At 67.7% G+C, this 18,780-nt stretch carries 12 protein-coding genes; 5 read left to right on the plus strand and 7 right to left on the minus strand.

Features of this window, described 5'->3' with window-relative positions:
* Positions 1–34: 34 nt before the first annotated feature.
* The 3 genes from AC1DYP_RS10845 to AC1DYP_RS10855 are packed head-to-tail and all read right to left on the minus strand — an operon-like array spanning position 35 to position 3,376.
* Positions 35–661, minus strand: coding sequence for a 2-dehydro-3-deoxy-6-phosphogalactonate aldolase (locus tag AC1DYP_RS10845; RefSeq protein WP_477032015.1), 627 nt, complete (start codon positions 659–661; stop codon positions 35–37).
* On the minus strand, positions 648–1,580 hold the full coding sequence (locus AC1DYP_RS10850) for a 2-dehydro-3-deoxygalactonokinase (protein ID WP_477046402.1): 933 nt from the start codon (positions 1,578–1,580) through the stop codon (positions 648–650). Before AC1DYP_RS10850 ends, AC1DYP_RS10845 begins: the two co-directional genes overlap by 14 nt.
* A gap of 8 nt (positions 1,581–1,588) precedes the next feature.
* The gene (locus tag AC1DYP_RS10855) at positions 1,589–3,376 is read right to left on the minus strand and encodes an IlvD/Edd family dehydratase (protein ID WP_477046334.1); all 1,788 of its coding nucleotides are present in this window, start codon (positions 3,374–3,376) and stop codon (positions 1,589–1,591) included.
* Positions 3,377–3,673: 297 nt separating this feature from the next.
* Here AC1DYP_RS10855 and AC1DYP_RS10860 point away from each other — a divergent pair, with 297 nt between their 5' ends.
* The 5 genes from AC1DYP_RS10860 to AC1DYP_RS10880 all read left to right on the plus strand — a co-directional run bounded on the left by AC1DYP_RS10860 (position 3,674) and on the right by AC1DYP_RS10880 (position 14,567).
* Positions 3,674–6,571, plus strand: a complete 2,898-nt coding sequence (locus AC1DYP_RS10860) for a TonB-dependent receptor (RefSeq protein WP_477046335.1) — start codon at positions 3,674–3,676, stop codon at positions 6,569–6,571.
* 183 nt (positions 6,572–6,754) lie between these two features.
* Positions 6,755–8,272, plus strand: a complete 1,518-nt coding sequence (locus tag AC1DYP_RS10865; protein WP_477046336.1) for a tryptophan halogenase family protein — start codon at positions 6,755–6,757, stop codon at positions 8,270–8,272.
* 7 nt (positions 8,273–8,279) lie between these two features.
* The gene (locus AC1DYP_RS10870) at positions 8,280–9,812 is read left to right on the plus strand and encodes a tryptophan halogenase family protein (protein WP_477046337.1); all 1,533 of its coding nucleotides are present in this window, start codon (positions 8,280–8,282) and stop codon (positions 9,810–9,812) included.
* Positions 9,813–9,898: 86 nt separating this feature from the next.
* The gene (locus AC1DYP_RS10875; protein WP_477046338.1) at positions 9,899–11,545 is read left to right on the plus strand and encodes a DUF5597 domain-containing protein; all 1,647 of its coding nucleotides are present in this window, start codon (positions 9,899–9,901) and stop codon (positions 11,543–11,545) included.
* Positions 11,546–11,723: 178 nt separating this feature from the next.
* Complete coding sequence (locus AC1DYP_RS10880) at positions 11,724–14,567, plus strand: TIM-barrel domain-containing protein (protein WP_477046339.1); 2,844 nt, start codon at positions 11,724–11,726, stop codon at positions 14,565–14,567.
* A gap of 165 nt (positions 14,568–14,732) precedes the next feature.
* Here AC1DYP_RS10880 and AC1DYP_RS10885 read toward each other — a convergent pair whose 3' ends face one another.
* The 4 genes from AC1DYP_RS10885 to hutG form a co-directional block, all read right to left on the minus strand.
* Positions 14,733–15,398: a M23 family metallopeptidase gene (locus AC1DYP_RS10885; RefSeq protein ID WP_477046340.1), complete on the minus strand. Its 666-nt coding sequence runs from the start codon at positions 15,396–15,398 to the stop codon at positions 14,733–14,735.
* A 132-nt stretch (positions 15,399–15,530) separates the two neighbouring features.
* Positions 15,531–16,115 (minus strand): HutD/Ves family protein, encoded by a 585-nt coding sequence (locus AC1DYP_RS10890; RefSeq protein ID WP_477046341.1) that lies wholly within the window; start codon positions 16,113–16,115, stop codon positions 15,531–15,533.
* Between the two features lie 154 nt (positions 16,116–16,269).
* A complete protein-coding gene (hutU, locus tag AC1DYP_RS10895) occupies positions 16,270–17,946 on the minus strand; it encodes a urocanate hydratase (protein WP_477046342.1) in 1,677 nt (558 codons plus the stop codon).
* Positions 17,943–18,755 (minus strand): N-formylglutamate deformylase, encoded by an 813-nt coding sequence (hutG, locus tag AC1DYP_RS10900; RefSeq protein WP_477046403.1) that lies wholly within the window; start codon positions 18,753–18,755, stop codon positions 17,943–17,945. The genes hutU and hutG overlap by 4 nt, the downstream gene beginning before the upstream one ends.
* Positions 18,756–18,780 lie beyond the last annotated feature (25 nt).

Raw genomic sequence — 18,780 nt, forward strand, 5'->3', positions numbered from 1 at the left:
TAGGGCCGTATTCTTGTTCCGACGCGGACTGTTCTTACTGGGTGGTCTGTTCGGCCCAGGCCGCCACCAGGGTCCTGGCCCGCTGGCCGACCTCCTCGGCGGTGTAGCCCGGGCGATAGAGCTCGCCGCCGACGCCGATGCCGGACACCCCGGCCTCGATCCACGGCTTCAGATTGGCCGCGCCCACGCCGCCGACGGCGTAGACCGCGATGTCCTTGGGCAGGACGTCGCGCACGGCCTTGATGTGACCGAAGCCGTAGGTGCCGGCCGGATAGAGCTTCAGCGCCTTGGCCCCGGCCTTCACCGCGACGAAGGCCTCGGTGGGCGTGGCGAAGCCAGGCATGACGGTCAGGCCCAGGTTCACGGCGTGCGAGATCACCGAGGCGTCGATGTTGGGGGTGACGATCAGCTTGCCGCCGACGCCGGCCACCTGGTCGACGGCTTCCGGCGACAGGACGGTGCCCGCGCCGCAGAGAACCTTGTCGCCGAACGCGGCGCACAGCTTGCCGATGGTCACCAGCGGATCGGGCGAGTTCAGCGGCACTTCGATGGCTTCGATCCCGGCCTCGACCAGCGCCGCGGCGATGTCGAGAATCTCCTCGGACTTCACGCCTCGGAGGATGGCGACGATCGGCGGGGTGTTCGAGCTAGGCAAGGACATGAACTCCACTGTTCTGAGCTGACGACAACGTTGTCAATCCGGCCAGGACGGCGGAATCGCCGTCGACGGCCACGCTCGAGCCGCCCAGGGCGGCGATAGCTTGCGCATAGAGGGCGCTCAGGGCCGGGGCGCCGATCAGCGACACCTGGCCCAGATCCCCAAACCAGCTTGAGGTGGTTGCGGTATCACTGGCGATCAGCAAACCGGACAGGAAGCCCATGGCTTCGTCCTTGGGCAGGCCGTCCAATAATTGTCGGCTGCGGGTCTCGAAAATCAGGTGCGGCAGGCGCGCGGGGCCCTGTTCGACGATCCGGGCGACGCCGCGGGCGAATCCCTCGGGCGACTCGGGGCCGTCGCCGGGGGCGGCCTTGGCTAGGATCGAGTGCTCGCGCAGCAGGGCGTAGAGCTCGCCTACCGGGGCGGTGAGGAAACTGACGATCGCCCCGTCCTCGACCACCACCCACTTGGTGTGGGTGCCGGGCAGGGCCAGCAAGTGGCGGCCGCGCTTGAGGGCGGGGTCCAGTTCGAGGGCGCCCAGGATCTGGGTCTCCTCGCCGCGCATCACGTCAGGTCCGCCCAGGGCGTTGCGGCACGACAGGCCCGGGACGATGGCGACCGGCAGGCCGTCGGCGTCGATGTGCAGCAGCCGCTCGCGGATGTCGGCGGCGCCGGCCGGGCAGGGGGCGTAAGCCGCTTCCTGCCAGCCGTTGCGCGACCCGACCATGCCGCACAGCAGGGCCATCGAAGGGCCCGCCTCGCGCCAGTCGCCGACCAGGTCGAGGAAGGTGTCGCGCGGAGACTTGGTCAGGGCGCCGATGCCCGGCCCGTCGCGGCGGTCGAGCACGCTCTTGCCCTGGCGCAGATAGAGCCGCAGGCGCGAAGTGCCCCAGTCGCCGAAGATCGTGACCGAGCTGTCCATCGGATTCATCAGTGGGATTCTCGGGTGACGACGGAGCCGCTGGAGCCGACCAGGAAGTCCAGGTCCGCGCCCTTGTCCGCGCCCAGCACGTGGTCGATGTACAGCTTGGCGTAGCCGCGCGTCGCCTTGGGGGGCGGCGGGTTCTGACGCCAGGCGGCCAGACGGGACGCCAGCTCCTCGTCGGAGATCAGCAGGTTCAGCGACCGGGCCGGGCCGTCCAGCTCGATCACGTCGCCGGACCGGACAACGGCCAGCGGGCCGCCGGCGTCGGACTCGGGCGAGACGTGCAGGATGACGGTGCCGAAGGCCGTGCCGCTCATGCGGGCGTCGCTGATGCGGACCATGTCCTTGACGCCCTTCTCCAGCAGCTTGGTCGGCAGCGGCATGTTGCCCACTTCCGGCATGCCCGGATAGCCCTTGGGGCCGCAGCCCTTGAGCACCAGGATCGAGGTCTCGTCGACGTCCAGGTCCGGCGAGTCGATGCGGGCCTTGAAGTCCTCGATGGTTTCGAACACCACGGCCTTGCCCTTGTGGCTCAGCAGTTCGGGGCTGGCGGCGCTGGGCTTCATCACCGCCCCGCCGGGGGCCAGGTTGCCGCGCAGCACCCAGATGCCGCTGTCGGGCTTCACCGGGGCTTCGACGCTGCGGATGACCTCGGCGTTGAACACCTCGGCCTTCTCGTATTGTTCGCCGATCCGCACGCCCGAAACCGTCAGGGCCTCGGGGTTCAGGAACGGGGCCATCTGCTTCATCACCGCGGGCAGGCCGCCGGCGTAGTGCAGGTCTTCCATCAGGAAGCGCCCCGAAGGCTGCAGGTCGACCAGCAGCGGCACGTCGCGCGACAGGTTGTCGAAGTCTTCCAGGGTCAGTTCGACGCCCAGGCGGCCGGCCAGGGCCAGCAGGTGGACGACGGCGTTGGTCGAGCCGCCGATCGCGGCGTGGACGCGCAGGGCGTTCTCGAACGCGGCGCGGGTGGCGACCTGCGACATGGTCAGGCCGTCATGCACCATGCGCACGATGGTGCGGCCGGTATGGTGGGCCATCGCCGCGCGACGGGCGTCCACGGCGGGAATGGTGGCGTTGTAGGGCAGGCTCATGCCCATCGCCTCGACGATCGCGGCCATGGTCGAGGCGGTGCCCATGGTCATGCAGGTGCCGGGCGAACGGCTCATGCCGCTCTCGGCCGACATGAATTCCGGCAGGGTCATCTCGCCGGCCCGCACGGCCTCGGAGAACTTCCACACGTCGGTGCCCGAGCCTATGTCCTTGCCGCGGAACTTGCCGTTCAGCATCGGGCCGGTCGAGACGACGACGGTGGGCAGGTCGACGCTGGCCGCGCCCATCATCTGGCCCGGGGTGGTCTTGTCGCAGCCGCCCAGCAGCACGACGCCGTCGATCGGGTTGCCGCGGATCGACTCCTCGACGTCCATGGCCAGCAGGTTGCGGAACAGCATGGCGGTCGGCCGCATCTGGGTCTCGCCCAGCGACATGGCGGGGAACTCCAGCGGCAGGCCGCCGGCCTCCCAGACGCCGCGCTTCACGTGCTCGGCGATGTCGCGCAGGCCCGCGTTGCAGGGGGTGATTTCCGACCAGGTGTTGCAGATGCCGATGACCGGCCGCCCGTCGAACACGTCGTCCGGCAGGCCTTGGCTCTTCATCCAACTGCGATGGATAAACCCGTCGCGATCCAGCTTTCCGTAGCTGTGAGCGCTGCGGAATTTCCCGCCCCCGTTTCCCTGACCCATGTTCTTCCCTGACGCCACGGACCGCGGATACTCGCGCCCGATCCCTGGCATTTATAGTATAATAATGATGGTTGCAAACGTCGCGAATTCACGGGGATTTTGGTGACCGTGGCGCCAAAGCCGCGCCTTCCGGGGCAAATTGATAGCGCTATCAATTTGGTCTTGTAAGTATCACTTATATGACTAAAGGATCGGATCAGATCGTGTGACCGCCGTGTGCGGCGCACGTCACCGGCGCCTTGAGAGCGCTGGGACGGATCTCATCTGGGGGAAGGAAACCAAATGCTGCTTCGCAATTCTCGTCGCAACGTGATGCTCATGGGCGCATCGGCGTTGGCTATCGCTGTCTTGACGCCGGCCATCGCGCTGGCCCAGGACGCCGCCGCGCCGGCGGCCACCGCCGACACCGTCGACGAAGTCGTCGTCACCGGCATCCGCGCCAGCCTGACCTCGGCGCGTCAGATCAAACGCAACGCCGAGCAGATCGTCGACTCGATCTCCGCTCAGGACATCGGCGCCCTGCCAGACCGCAGCGTCTCGGAAGCCCTGCAGCGCATCCCGGGCGTGACGCTCCAGCGCACCAACGAAAACCGCGACCCCGCCCGTCTGGCCTCCGAAGGCGGCGGCGTGTTCATCCGCGGTCTGTCGTGGGTCCGCAGCGAGACCAACGGCCGCGACATCTTCTCGGCCAACAATGGCCGGGCCCTGTCGTTCGAAGACGTGTCCGCCGACCTGCTGGCCGGCGTCGACGTCTACAAGAACCCCTCGGCCGAGCAGATCGAAGGCGGCATCGGCGGCATCGTCAACCTGCGCACCCGCAAGCCGTTCGACTCGGCCAAGCGCCTGCTGGCCTTCTCGGCCGACTACAACTACGCCGACCTGCGCGACAAGGGCTACGTCTCGGGCAACCTGCTCTACAGCGACCGCTGGGACACCAACATCGGTGAGATCGGCCTGCTGCTCTCGGGCAGCATCGGCAACATTGGCAACCGCACCGACAGCGTCCAGACCGGACGCTTCGAAGAGCGCACGCTGGACGCCGCCCAGGCCGCGCAGGTCGGCAAGACGGTCGGCGACAAGGTCTACATCCCCAACTCGATCGGCTGGCGCCGGATCGACTGGCAGCAGAAGCGCACGGCCTTCGCCGGCGCCCTGCAATGGCGTCCGAACGAGCAGTGGGAAGCCACCTTCGAGGTCCTGACCGCCAAGGCCAACCCGCGTGACATCGAACGCGCCCTGGGCGACACCGACGGCGGCTATGCCGCCACCGGTCCGGGCTTCAAGTACGACGGCCAGGGCGCGATCACGGCCGGGACGATCAACAACTTCCACCTAACCGCCGACAGCCGTTACGGTGAGCAGCACAAGAAGACCGAAGACTACAGCTTCAACCTGAAGTATACGCCGAACGATCGGTGGTCGTTCAGCGCCGACGCGCAGTACATCAAGTCGCACGCCTCCGTGCTGAGCATGACCGCGTTCACCCAGATGGACCCGACGGTTCCGTCGAGCCTGACCTTCGACATCGGCGGCGACGAGCCGGTCCTGAAGCTGAGCCAGGCCACCGACACCACGCGCACCAAGTCCGCCTACTGGTGGGCGGCCGCGATGGACCACATCGAGGACAACAGCGCCGACTCCAAGGCGTTGCGCGCCGACGGCGAGTATCTCTTCGAGGAAGACAGCTGGCTGAAGTCGTTCCGCTTCGGCGTGCGCGGCACCGACAAGTCCTCGACCACCCGTCAGACGGGCTACAACTGGGGTCTGCTCAGCAACCAGTTCTGGAACGCCGGCCCGCCGGTCTATCTCAATCAAACGGGCTTCGACGCCACGCATCAAAGCCCCGGCCTGCCGCAGCAATCGGAGCTGTTCACCTACGACGACTTCTTCCGCGGCGACGTGCAACTGCCGGGCGTCGCCTGGTTCCCGACCGAAGGCCTGGTCGCCGGCGGAACGCAGCAGGCCTACGACCTCCTGAAGAACACCGAGAGCGCGGGCTGGGGCTGGGCTCCGCTGTCCGAGGCCAGCTACGCCAACTCGTCGCCGGCCGGCGACAACCCCAACGGCGGCACCAACAATCAGGGCGAGAAGACCCAGGCCATCTACGGCCTGCTGCGCTTCGGCCATGAGACCTCGCCCCTGGGCCGCATGGACGGCAACGTCGGCGTCCGCGTGGTGAAGACCAAGGTCGACGGCGGCGATGCGATCATCAAGGTCGCGGCCCTCAACGGCACGCCGGCGGCTTGCGCGGCCGTGGTCCCGGCCATTTCGTGCACGGCGTTCAACAACGCCTACGCCTTCACCCAGGGCGGCTCGATCAGCGGCGGACAGTCGTCGAACGACTACACTGACGTGCTGCCCAGCGCCAACGTGCGGTTCTTCCTGACCGACGACCTGCAATTCCGCCTGGCGGCGGCCAAGGCCGTGGTCCGCCCGACCTTCAGCCAGATGCAGTCGTACACCAACCTGGCGTTCAACTTCGAAGCCGACGGGTTCACGCCCCGGACCGTCGAGCCCTTGACCGGCAGCGGCGGCAACCCGCTGCTGAAGCCGACCAAGTCGAACCAGTTCGACGCCAGCCTGGAATGGTACTTCGGCTCGGCCAACAGCCTGACGTTCGCGGCGTTCTACAAGGACATCTCGAACTACATCTTCATGGGCAACGCCACCGAGAGCTACACCTCGGGCGGCCAGACCTATTCGTTCCTGGTCAGCCGCAACATGAACGGCTCGAGCGGCACGATCAAAGGCTTCGAACTGGCCTACACCCAGTTCTACGACTCGCTGCCGGGCCCGCTCAGCGGTCTGGGCGTGCAGGCCAACTTCACCTATGTCGACAGCAACGGCGGCAAGAACACCGCCATCAACCTCAACGAGTCGGCCCAGATCGCCGGCGCGGCGGACCAGACCCTGCCGCTCGAGGGCCTGTCCAAGACCAGCTACAACGTCGCGGTCCTGTACGAAAAGTACGGCATCTCGGCCCGCCTGGCCTACAACTGGCGTGAGCGTTACCTGCTGACCACCTCGGCCGCCAACATCCAGCGCCCGGTCTGGTCGGAAGACTACGGCCAGTTGGACGGCTCGATCCTGTACTCGATCACCGAGCAGTACAAAGTCGGCGTCCAGGCGACCAACATCCTCAACGCCCGGACCTATCTGGACGTGGGCGGCGCGAACTTCGCTCCGCGCTACAGCTGGACCGACACCGACCGCCGCATCGCGGTGATCCTGCGCGGCAGCTTCTAGTCGGAGCAAGCCCAGCTTCCGCGCCGGTCGATCCTTAGGATCGGCGGGCGCGGAGGGTCTCGCTCGAAGCTCGACCGAGGCGTCTCCGCGAGAGGGGCGCCTCGGTCGGACCTTCACACGCTCCGCGTGATTGCCGACACTGGCCGCATCGGTTCGCCGACGTGGACGGGCGGGGAGTAAGCAATGTCGCGTGAACGCATCTCCAAGGTGGTCGTCGTCGGCGGCGGTACGGCCGGCTGGATGGCCGCCTCGGTGCTGGCCCGGTTCCTGAAGAACACCCCGGCCACCGTCCAGCTGATCGAATCCGAAGAGATCGGCATCGTCGGGGTCGGCGAGGCCACGGTGCCCCTGATCCAGATCTTCAACGGCATCCTGGGCATCGACGAGCAGGACTTCGTCCGCCACACCCAGGGCACGTTCAAGCTGGGCATCGAGTTCCGCGACTGGTCGCGGCTGGGCAACGTCCATTTCCACGCGTTCGGCGACTATGGAGCCGCCATCGAGGGCGTGTCTCCGCACCATCACTGGCTGAAGCTGCGCGCCCTGGGCGACGCCACGCCGTTCGGCGACTATTCGCTGCCGGGCACGGCGGCCCGGCTCGGCCGGTTCGCGCCGCCGTCGCCCGACCCGCGCTCCGACGCCTCGTTCTACAAGTACGCCTATCATTTCGACGCCAGCCTCTATGCCCGCTACCTGCGCGGCTATGCCGAGCCGCGCGGCGTGCAGCGGATCGAGGGGCGGATCGTCGACGTCCATCTGCGGGGCGAGGACGGCTTCATCGAGGCGGTCAGCCTGGAGAACGGCCAGCGGGTCGAAGGCGACCTGTTCATCGACTGCTCGGGCTTCCGCGGCCTGCTGATCGAGCAGGCCCTGCAGACCGGCTATGTGGATTGGACGCGGTGGCTGCCGTGCGACCGGGCCATGGCGGTTCCGTGCGAGACCGGCGGCGACGGCCTGACCCCCTATACGCGGTCCACCGCCCGGGCGGCCGGCTGGCAATGGCGCATCCCGCTGCAGCACCGCACCGGCAACGGCTACGTCTATTGCAGCCAGTTCATCGGCGACGACGAGGCGGCCTCGACCCTGCTGGCCAATCTGGACGGCAAGGCCCTGGCCGATCCCCGGCCGCTGCGGTTCATCACCGGCCATCGCCGCAAGTTCTGGAACAAGAACTGCGTCGCCATCGGCCTGGCCGCCGGGTTCATGGAGCCGCTGGAGTCCAGCAGCATCCAGGTGATCCAGACGGGCCTGGCCCGACTGATCGAGATGTTCCCGGACAAGGCCTTCGATCCGGTGATGATCGACGAATACAACCGGGTGACCACCAACGAATACGAGCGGATCCGCGACTTCCTGGTGCTGCACTACCGCGCCACCGAGCGCGACGACGCCCCGTTGTGGGACTACTGCCGGACGATGAGCATCCCCGACACGCTGCGGCACAAGATCGAGGTGTTCAAAAGCCTGGGCCGCGTGCCGATGCTGACCGAGGAATCCTATGCCGAGCCCAGCTGGCTGGCGATCCTGCTGGGACAGCACGTCTATCCCGACCGCTACGATCCGCTGATCGACTCCATCCCGGACGACAAGCTGCGGATGGGCATGCGCCACCGCCTGGAGGGCGTGCGGCGCATCGCCCAGGCCATGCCGACCCACGGCGAGTTCATCGCCCGTCACTGCCCCGCCGTCGCAGGAGCTTGAGCTGGTCATGACCGACAACCGCATCCGCAAGGTCGTCATCGTGGGCGGCGGCACGGCCGGCTGGATGGCGGCGGCGGCCCTGGCGCGGGTGCTGCGCGAGCATCAGCCCGACCCGCTGAAGGTCGTCATCCAACTGGTCGAGTCCGAGGAGATCGGCACGGTCGGGGTGGGGGAGGCGACCATCCCGCCGCTCGTCCTGTTCAACCAGATGCTGGGCGTGAACGAGGACGAGTTCATCCGCGAGACCCAGGCGACCTTCAAGCTGGGCATCGAGTTCGTCGACTGGACCCGCGTGGGGCACCGCTACATCCACCCGTTCGGCCGCTACGGCGCCGACCTGGCCACCAGCGCCTTCCACCAGTACTGGCTGAAGTTGCGGTCGCTGGGCGACACCACCGACTTCGGCGACTATTCGCTGCCGACCCTGGCCGCCGGCATGCGTCGCTTCGACCGGCCGACCACGGCGTCGGGGTCGATCATGTCGACCTATTCCTACGCCTTCCATTTCGACGCCGGCCTCTACGCCAGGTTCCTGCGCCGCTACGCCGAGGCGCGGGGCGTCGAGCGGGTCGAGGGCAGGGTCGTCGACGTCGCCCTGGGCGGCGAGGACGGCTTCATCCGGTCGATCACCCTGGCCGACGGCCGGGTGGTGGAGGGCGACCTGTTCATCGACTGCTCGGGCTTCCGGGGGCTGCTGATCGAGGAGGCCCTGAAGAGCGGCTACGAGGACTGGTCCAGTTGGTTGCCCTGCGACCGGGCGATGGCCGTCCAGAGCCAGAGCGCCCCGGACCTGACGCCGTTCACCCGCTCCACCGCCCACGCCGCCGGCTGGCAGTGGCGCATTCCGCTGCAGCACCGCGTCGGCAACGGCTACGTCTATTCCAGCGCCTTCATCAGCGACGACGAGGCCCGCGCGACCCTGCTGGGGACGCTGGACGCCGAGCCCTGCACCGATCCGCGGATCCTGAAGTTCACCGCCGGCCGCCGGCGACGGTTCTGGAACAAGAACTGCATCGCCCTGGGCCTGGCCAGCGGGTTCATGGAGCCGCTGGAATCGACCAGCATCCACCTGGTCCAGACCGGGATCACCAAGCTGATCCAGCTGTTCCCGGATCGGACCTTCAGCCCCGTGCTGCTGGACGAGTACAACCGCCTCACCGACCAGGAATACGAGAAGATCCGCGACTTCCTGGTGCTGCACTACCACGCCAACGAGCGGACGGATCCGCTGTGGCGGCAGGTCCGCGAGATGGCGATCCCCGACAGCCTGGCGCACAAGATGGAGCTGTTCCGGCGCACCGGGCGGCTGGCCTCGATGGGCCAGGACCTGTTCCAGGAGCCCAGCTGGCTGGCCGTGCTGATCGGCCAGAACGTCATGCCGCGCGACTACGACCCGCTGGTGGACCTGATGGATGTCGGCGTGGTGGAGCGGAACCTGCGGGCCATGAGGACGGCGTTGCGGCAGGCGGCGGAGGCCATGCCCACGCACCGGGACTTCATCGCCGCCCACTGCGCGGCCCGCCCCGTGGAGCCGGCCTGAACGACGGCTTTCGAAGACTACTGGCGAATTGTCATACTTATAGTGATGATAGCGCTATCAAGAAAACAACGAAACGGGAGGCAGCCTTGACGACCGGAAAGACCGAGACCTTTCAACGCCTGCGCCTGGCGGCCGCCGGCGCGATCGCCGTCCTGGGCCTGGCCGCGACGCCGGTCGCCGCCGCCGATCTGCCCAAGCTGGTCGCCAAGGACGGTCGCCACGCGCTGATGGTCGACGGCGCGCCGTTCCTGATGCTGGGCGTCCAGGCCAACAACGCCGCCAACTATCCCTCGCAGCTGCCCAAGGTCTGGCCGTCCGTGAAGGCCATGCACGCCAACACCCTGGAGATCCCGGTCGCCTGGGAGCAGATCGAGCCGGTCGAGGGCCAGTTCGACTTCTCGTTCGTCGACGTGCTGCTGAAGCAGGCCCGCGACAATGACGTGAAGCTGGTGCTGCTGTGGTTCGGCGCCTGGAAGAACAACGGCCCGCAGTACGCGCCCGAATGGGTCAAGCTGGACGACAAGCGTTTCCCGCGGGTGGTCAACGCCAAGGGCGAGGTCAAGAACTCGCTGTCGCCGGTGTTCCGCTCGACGCTCGAGGCCGACAAGAAGGCCTTCGTCGCCCTGATGCGCCACCTGAAGGCGGCCGACCCGGACCACACCGTGATCATGGTCCAGCCCGAGAACGAGACCGGCACCTACGGCGCGATCCGCGACTATTCGCCGACCGCCCAGAAGCTGTTCGACGGCCCGGTTCCGGCGTCGCTGGTCAAGGCGATGAAGAAATCGCCGGGGACCTGGAGCCAGGTGTTCGGCAAGGACGCCGACGAGTTCTTCCACGCCTGGCACATCGGCCGGTTCGTCGACGAGGTCGCCGCCGCCGGCAAGCGCGAGCTCCCGCTGCCGATGTACGTCAACGCCGCCCTGCGCGACCCCTTCAAATGGCAGGACCCGTTCACCTATTCGTCGGGCGGGCCGACCTGGAACGTGCTGGACGTCTGGAAGGCGGCGGCCCCGTCGATCGACGCCCTGGCCCCCGACATCTACATGCGCGAGAGCGCCAGCGTCCGGAAGACGCTGGAGCAGTACGGCCGTCCCGACAACGTCCTGTTCGTGCCCGAGATCGGCAGCGACAAGGGCTTTGCGCGCTACATTTACGATGTGCTGGGCCATCAGGGCATCGGCTTTTCGCCCTTCGGCCTGGATCAGACCGGCTATTCCAACTACCCGCTGGGCGCCAAGACGGTCGACGCCCAGACACTGGAGAATTTCGGCGTCCACTACCGCCTGCTGGCCCCGATGGCCCGCGAGTGGGCCAGGCTGTCGTTCGAGAGCAAGGTCTGGGGCGCCGGCGAGGCCGACGACCGCAAGGCCGAGACCCTGAAGCTGGGCGACCGCTGGACCGCGACGGTGTCATACGGCGAATGGCAGTTCGGCTCGATCGACGCCCCGTGGATGGGCAAGGCCGAGAAACAGCCGGGCCGCGAAATCCCCGACGGCGGCGCCCTGATCGCCCAGCTGTCGCCCAACGAGTTCCTGATCACCGGCTATCGCGCCCGCGTCACCTTCGGCTCGGCCAAGGGCGAGCGGTTCATGCTCTCGCGCGTCGAGGAAGGCCACTTCGAGAACGGCAAGTGGGTGTTCGACCGCCTGTGGAACGGCGACCAGGTCGACTACGGCCTGAACCTGACGACCCTGCCGCAGGTGCTGAAGGTCAAGCTGGCCACTTACTAGAGCCTTTCAAAATCCGCTCATCCCGGCGAATGCCGGGACCCAGATGGAATGGCTTCGAGGCTGACGCCACGAGCTCCGAGGCCCTCCAATCAGCCGCTCCGCTATGGGATCTGGGTCCCGGCATTCGCCGGGATGAGCGGAGACAAAAACAAGATTCAAAGGGAAGAACCCAATGCGCATGCTGCCGAAAACCTTCGCCGCTGGCCTGGCCCTCGCCCTCCTGGCCTCGACCAGCGCTTTCGCGCTGCCGGGGGCCCTGGACGGCGCGTTCGAGAAGACCGCCGACGGCGTGATCGTCACCCCCGCCTCGGGACCGGCCAGGAAGGTGCGGCTGCAGGTGATGGGCGAGCGGATCATCCACGTCACGGCCACCCCGACCGACAGCCTCGATACGCCCGAGAGCCTGATGGTCACGGCCAAGCCCCAGGCCAGCGGCTTCACGGTGACCGAGGTCGGCGGCAAGCTGGTGCTCAAGACCGCCAAGGCCACTGCGGAAATCTCGCTGGCCGACGGCACGGTCGACTTCAAGGACGCCCAGGGCAGGACCGTCCTGGCCGAGCGCGACCGAGGCGCTTTCAAGCCGGTGAAGGTCGACGGCCAGGACTTCTACGAGGTTCGCCAGCAGTTCAATCCGGGTACGGACGAGGCCTTCTACGGCCTGGGCCAGCACCAGAACGGCCAGATGAACTACAATGGCCAGGACGTCGAACTGCTGAACTACAACCGCACCGTCGTGGTGCCGATGTTGCTGTCCAGCCGGGGCTACGGCCTGCTGTGGGACAACAACTCGATCACCCGCTTCGGCGACCCGATCCCCTACGACGTCGCCTCGCGCGATCTGAAGATCACGGGGCTGGACGGCAAGCCGGGCTTCACAGCCAAGTACTATGTCGGCGGCCAGCTGAAGCTGACCCGCACCGAGCAGGACATCGACTACCGGTTCCTCAAGGACCTGCCCAACATGCCGGCCGAGCTGAACGGCCCGGACGGCAAGCCGCTGCCGGACAAGAAGGTGGTCTGGGAAGGGACGATCACCGCCGACCAGGCGGGGGTGCACCGGTTCAAGCTCTATTCCAGCGACTACGCCAAGGTCTGGATCGACGGCAAGCTGGTCATCGACCGCTGGCGGCAGAACTGGAACCCCTGGTACCACAACTTCGACGCCGCCCTGACCCCGGGCAAGGCCCACAGGATCAAGGTCGAGTGGCTGCCGGACGGCGGCTATATCGGCCTGCTGCACAACAACCCGATGGCCGCGCCCGACCGCCATTCGCTGCAACTGACCTCCGAGGTCGGCAAGGCGATCGACTACTACTATGTCGGCGGCGACGACCTGGACCAGGTGGTGGCCGGTTATCGCGACCTGACCGGCAAGTCGACGATGATGCCGCGCTGGGCCTACGGCTTCTGGCAGAGCCGCCAGCGCTACGAGGACGCCGGCCAGATCGTCGGCGTGGTCAAGGAGTACCGCAAGCGCGGCCTGCCGCTCGACAACATCGTCATGGACTGGCGCTACTGGACCGACCCCACCTGGGGCAGCCACAAGTTCGACGCCTCGCGCTTCCCCGACCCCAAGGGGATGGTCGACGAGATCCACGCGAACAACGCGCACTTCATGATCTCGATCTGGCCGAAGTTCTATCCGACCACGGACAACTTCAAGGAGCTGGACGCCAAGGGCTTCATGTACAGGCGCAACATCGAGCAGGGCGCCAAGGACTGGGTGGGTCCGGGCTACCTGAACTCGTTCTACGACCCCTATCCGAAGGAAGCGCGCGACATCTACTGGCGCCAGGTGAAGGAGAACCTGAAGGTCATCGGCATCGACGCCTGGTGGATGGACGCCTCCGAGCCCGACATGCACTCCAATCTCGACGTGCCCGAGCGCACAAAGCGCATGGGCCCGACGGCGATCGGTCCGGCGGCCGAGTACTTCAACAGCTACTCGCTGCCGCACACCCAGGGCGTCTATGAGGGCGAGCTGGCGCTGAACCCGGACGTGCGTCCGTTCATCCTGACCCGTTCGGGCTTCGGCGGCCTGCAGCGCCATGCCTCGGCGGTGTGGAGCGGCGACGTGGTGGCGCGCTGGGACGACTTCCGCGACCAGATCTCGGCCGGCGTGAACCTGTCGATGTCGGGCATCCCCAACTGGACCACCGACATCGGCGGCTTCTCGGTCGAGAACCGCTACACCAACAAGGACCCGGCCCACTGGGCCGAGTGGCAGGAGCTGAACCTGCGCTGGTTCCAGTTCGGGGCGTTCTCGCCGCTGTTCCGCAGCCACGGCGAGTTCCCGTTCCGCGAGATCTACAACCTCGCCGACGAGGGGACCGAGGTCTACAAGAGCCTGGCCTGGTACGACGAGCTCCGCTACCGGCTGATGCCTTACATCTACACGCTTGCAGCAGATAGTTATCAGCGGGACGGCAGCATCATGCGCGGCCTGGTGATGGACTTCCCGGCCGACAAGGCCGCGCGGAACGTCGACGACGAGTACCTGTTCGGCAAGGCGTTCCTGGTGGCGCCGGTCACCCAGTTCAAGGCGCGCTCGCGGTCGGTCTACCTGCCGTCGGGCGCCACCTGGTACGACTTCGAGAGCGGCAAGGCGTTCAAGGGCGGCCAGACCATCAAGGCCGACGCGCCGCTGTCGCGCATGCCGCTGTTCGTGAAGGCCGGCTCGATCGTGCCGACCACCGTGGTCCAGCAATATGTCGGCGAGAAGCCGGACGCCCCGCTGACCGTGGTGGTCTATGCGGGCGCCGACGGCACGTTCGAGCTCTACGAGGACGACGGTCTGAGCAACGGCTACGAGCGCGGGGCGTGGAGCCGCATCCCGATGAGCTACGACAACGCCACGGGACGGCTGACGATCGGGGCGCGGTCGGGGTCGTTCAAGGGGATGCTTGAGAACCGGACGATCAAGGTGCGGTTCATCGGTTCGGGCGCCAAGCCGGTCGACTTCGACGCGGTGGATCAGACGGTGGAGTATTCGGGCCAGCCGGTGGTGGTGATGCGGAAGTAGGGGCGAAGCCGCCGGACCTAGATCCTCCCCCTGTGGGCGAGGTGTCGGCGAAGCCGACGGAGGGGGGAGTGTCTGGCCGATGGCCAGATCCAGGATCGACGATCCTAAAACTCCCCCCACCGATCGCTGCGCGATCGCCTCCCCCACAGGGGGAGGGACTGAATCCTACGCTTGAACCACCAGCTTCCGCACGATCAGCTCCGCGGCGTTCACCCGCTCGCCGCCTGGCTCCATCACTTCCAGGTGCACGTGGTTGGTGATCCCCGGATAGTGCTTCTGCAGGCTCTCGACGCGGCCGATGGTCTCGCCCAGGCGGACGGTCTGGCCCAGCTCGACGCCGGGCGTCACGTAGAAGGCGCGGGCGACGTAGCCGAGGGCCGGGTTGCTGATCTCGACGAACTTCAGGTCGCTGGAGCCGGCATAGGCGTAGCCGATCTTGGTGACGTAGCCGGAGATCGGGGCCTGGACGTCCTGGCCGGCCCTGGCCACGTAGTCGACGCCCTCGTGCTCGCGCGTTCCGCCGTCGCGGCGGGCGCCGAACTGGCCGTCGCCGAACTCGTCGTGGCCGCGCGGGGCGCCGCCGGTCGGGTTGGCGAAGTCGGGCGCGCCGTCGCCGTCGATATCCGAACCGCTCCAGACCAGTTCCTTGCGGACCGGCTTCTGCGGCTTGGCGGCCATCTCGGCCAGCAGGCGCTGCATGACCGGCGAGGGGCCGCGCGGAGCCTTGTGCGGGTTCTCCATCGCCGCCACCACCATCGGAGCGAAGACCAGGGCCAGACCCAGCGCGCCGCGCGCCAGAGGGGCGAGTTTCTTCGCTGTCGATGCGTGCATTAATTCGTCCTGGATCGTTTTGAGGCCTGAAGCGTTGGCCCGACTAGCGACCAGATAAGGCGAAGACGTGGCGAACCCAGTGCGACGGGAGGTCGCGCGCTGTTTTGTCGATGTCCGAGGCTATACGAAGCTTTACTTTAAAATGTGCTCCGGATCGGCCGTGATCTCGGCGATCAATGTTCGGCCTCGACCTTCCAAGCTCAAGTGTGAGTGACCGTGTTCAAGCAGGACCGCGTCCAGCGGCGCCAGGTCGATCTCGCCGCCGGGCCGAACGATGCGCAGCGGGTCCAGCGCCAGGACCAGGGTCGCCCGCGCCCTGGCGGCCACGTCGCTGGCCCCGGCGACGGTCAGTCGGCGGGTCCGCGCCCGCCAGACGCCTCGCCGCACCATCACGTTCAGGTCGCTGATCGGTCCGTCGGTCAGGCGCGCGGTGACCTGGGCCTCGCCCGCGAAGGCCAGGGGCGGGGAGGCGGCGTCCAGCGCCAGCATGCGGTCGTCGACCGTCATCATGAGGCCCGCGCCGCTGATCACCGTCAGCACCCGGTCGATCCCCGGAAAGGTCGAGAACGGTCCGTCGGCCTCGATCTCCGCCAGGCTGATCCGCCACTCGAAGGCGTCCAGGTCCGCGCCCGGCGGAAAGGCGGCCACCTCGCGCGTGACGCCGCCGCCGTTCTTCCACGGCGTGGCGATCCGGTCGGCCGCTCTCAGGACGCGCATCTATTTGATCCGCTCATCCCGGCGAAGGCCGGGACCCAGATGGAATGGCTTTGAGGCTGACGCCATCGACGCTGAGCACTTCCAATCATCCACACCGCTAAGGGATCTGGCTCCCGGCATTCGCCGGGACGAGCGGAGAAGGGGGAAGTATGGCTTACAAAATCCCCGGCAGGTCCAGCCCGTGCTCTCGGGCGCAGTCCTTGGCGATCTCGTAGCCGGCGTCGGCGTGGCGCATGACGCCGGTGGCCGGGTCGTTCCACAGCACCCGCGCGATCCGCTTGGCGGCGGCGTCGGTGCCGTCGCAGACGATGACCATGCCGGCGTGCTGCGAGAAGCCCATGCCCACGCCGCCGCCATGGTGCAGCGACACCCAGGTGGCGCCCGAGGCGGTGTTGAGCAGGGCGTTCAGCAGCGGCCAGTCCGACACCGCGTCCGACCCGTCCATCATCCCCTCGGTCTCGCGGTTGGGCGAGGCGACCGAGCCGCTGTCCAGGTGGTCGCGGCCGATCACGACGGGAGCCTTCAGTTCGCCCGACGCGACCATCGCGTTGAACGCCAGGCCCAGCCGGTGGCGGTCGCCCAGACCGACCCAGCAGATCCGGGCCGGCAGGCCCTGGAACTTGATCTTCTCGGCGGCCATGTCGAGCCAGTGGTGCAGGTGGGGATTGTCGGGGATCAGTTCCTTGACCTTGGCGTCGGTCTTTCGGATGTCCGCCGGATCGCCCGACAGGGCCGCCCAGCGGAACGGCCCGATGCCCCGGCAGAACAGCGGGCGGATATAGGCGGGCACGAAGCCGGGGAAGTCGAAGGCGTTGGCCACGCCTTCCTCCAGCGCCATCTGGCGGATGTTGTTGCCGTAGTCGACGGTCGGCACGCCGGCGGCCTGGAAGTCGAGCATGGCTTTCACATGCACGGCCATCGAGGCGCGGGCGGCGCGGTTGACCGTTTCCGGTTCGCGCTCCTTCGCCGCCGCCCATTGGTCCAGGGTCCAGCCGGCGGGCAGGTAGCCGTTGATCGGATCGTGGGCGCTGGTCTGATCGGTGAGCAGGTCGGGGCGGACGCCGGCCGCGAACATCGCCGGCAGCAGTTCGGCGGCGTTGCCCAGGAGGCCGACCGAGATGGGAGTCTTGTTTCGACAGGACGCCTCGATCCAGGCCAGGGCCTCGTCCAGGCTTTCGGTCGCCTTGTCCAGATAGCCGGTGCGCAGGCGCATCTCGATCCGCGAGGGCTGGCACTCGATGGCCAGGCACGCAGCGCCGGCCATCACCGCCGCCAGCGGCTGGGCCCCGCCCATGCCGCCCAGGCCCGCGGTCAGCAGCCACTTGCCGGCCAGGTCGCCGCCATGGTGCTGGCGGCCCATCTCGACGAAGGTCTCGTAGGTGCCCTGAACGATGCCCTGGGCGCCGATATAGATCCACGAGCCGGCGGTCATCTGGCCGTACATGGCCAGGCCCTTGCGATCCAGTTCGTTGAAGTGCTCCCAGGTCGCCCAGCGCGGCACCAGGTTGGAGTTGGCGATCAGCACCCGGGGCGCGTCGGGGTGGGTGCGGAACACCCCCACCGGCTTGCCGGACTGGATCAGCAGGGTCTCGTCGTCCTCCAGCCGGCGCAGGGTCTCGACGATCTTGTCGTAGCTCTCCCAGTCGCGGGCGGCGCGGCCGATGCCGCCATAGACCACCAGCTCCTCGGGCCGCTCGGCGACGTCGGGGTGCAGGTTGTTCATCAGCATCCGCAGCGGGGCCTCGGTCAGCCAGCTCTTGGCGGTGAGCTCCGGGCCGGTGGCGGGGCGGATGACGCGGGTGTTGTCGATACGCGTTGTGGGACGGGTCATGCGGCGGCTCCGAAGGCCACGCAGGCCTTGAGGACATCGGTGAGGGCGGCGCGCAGCGAGGCGGCGCGGGCGGGGTCGTAGGGCGTGGGCCAATTGTCCGAGGTCAGCGCCGCCGGCTCGTCGATGTAGCCGCGGCAGGCCAGCTCCATCTGGACGGCATGGACGCCCTGGGCCGGCTGGCCGTAGCGACGGGTGATCCAGCCGCCCTTGAACCGCCCGTCGGTGACGCGCGGCAGGCCCGTGGCGTCGCAGGCGGCCTCGACCTTGCGGGTCAGGCTCGGCGCGCAGGACGCCCCGCCGTTCGTGCCGATGTTGAACTGCGGCAGCTCGCCGTCGAACAGCCGTGGGGCGCGCGATCGGATCGAGTGGGCGTCGTACAGCACCACCTTGCCGTGGAGGGCGACCAACCGGTCGAGCTCGGCCTCCAGCGTGGCGTGGTAGGGATCGAAGAACGTGACGCGACGCCGGGCGATCTCGGCGGCGTCCGGCTCCTGGCCGTCGACGTACAGCGGCTCGCCGTCGAAGGTGTCGACGGGGCACAGGCTGGTGGTGGCCTGGCCGGGATACAGCGACACGCCCGACGGATCGCGATTGACGTCGATCACCGTGCGCGACACGCCGGTGCGGACCACGGTGGCGTCCAGGGCGTCGGCGAAGGCGTAGAGTTCGCCCAACCACCAGTCGGCGTCCTTGCGGGCCAGCCAGGGCGAGGCCAGCCGGGCCTCGATGTCGGACGGGATGATCGTGCCGGCGTGCGGAATGCTGACGACCAGCGGGGCCTCGCCGCAGGTGACGTGGAGCCAATCCATCCCACTCATGCTGTCATCCCGGACA

This window comes from Caulobacter sp. P1_D6 (assembly GCF_056406095.1).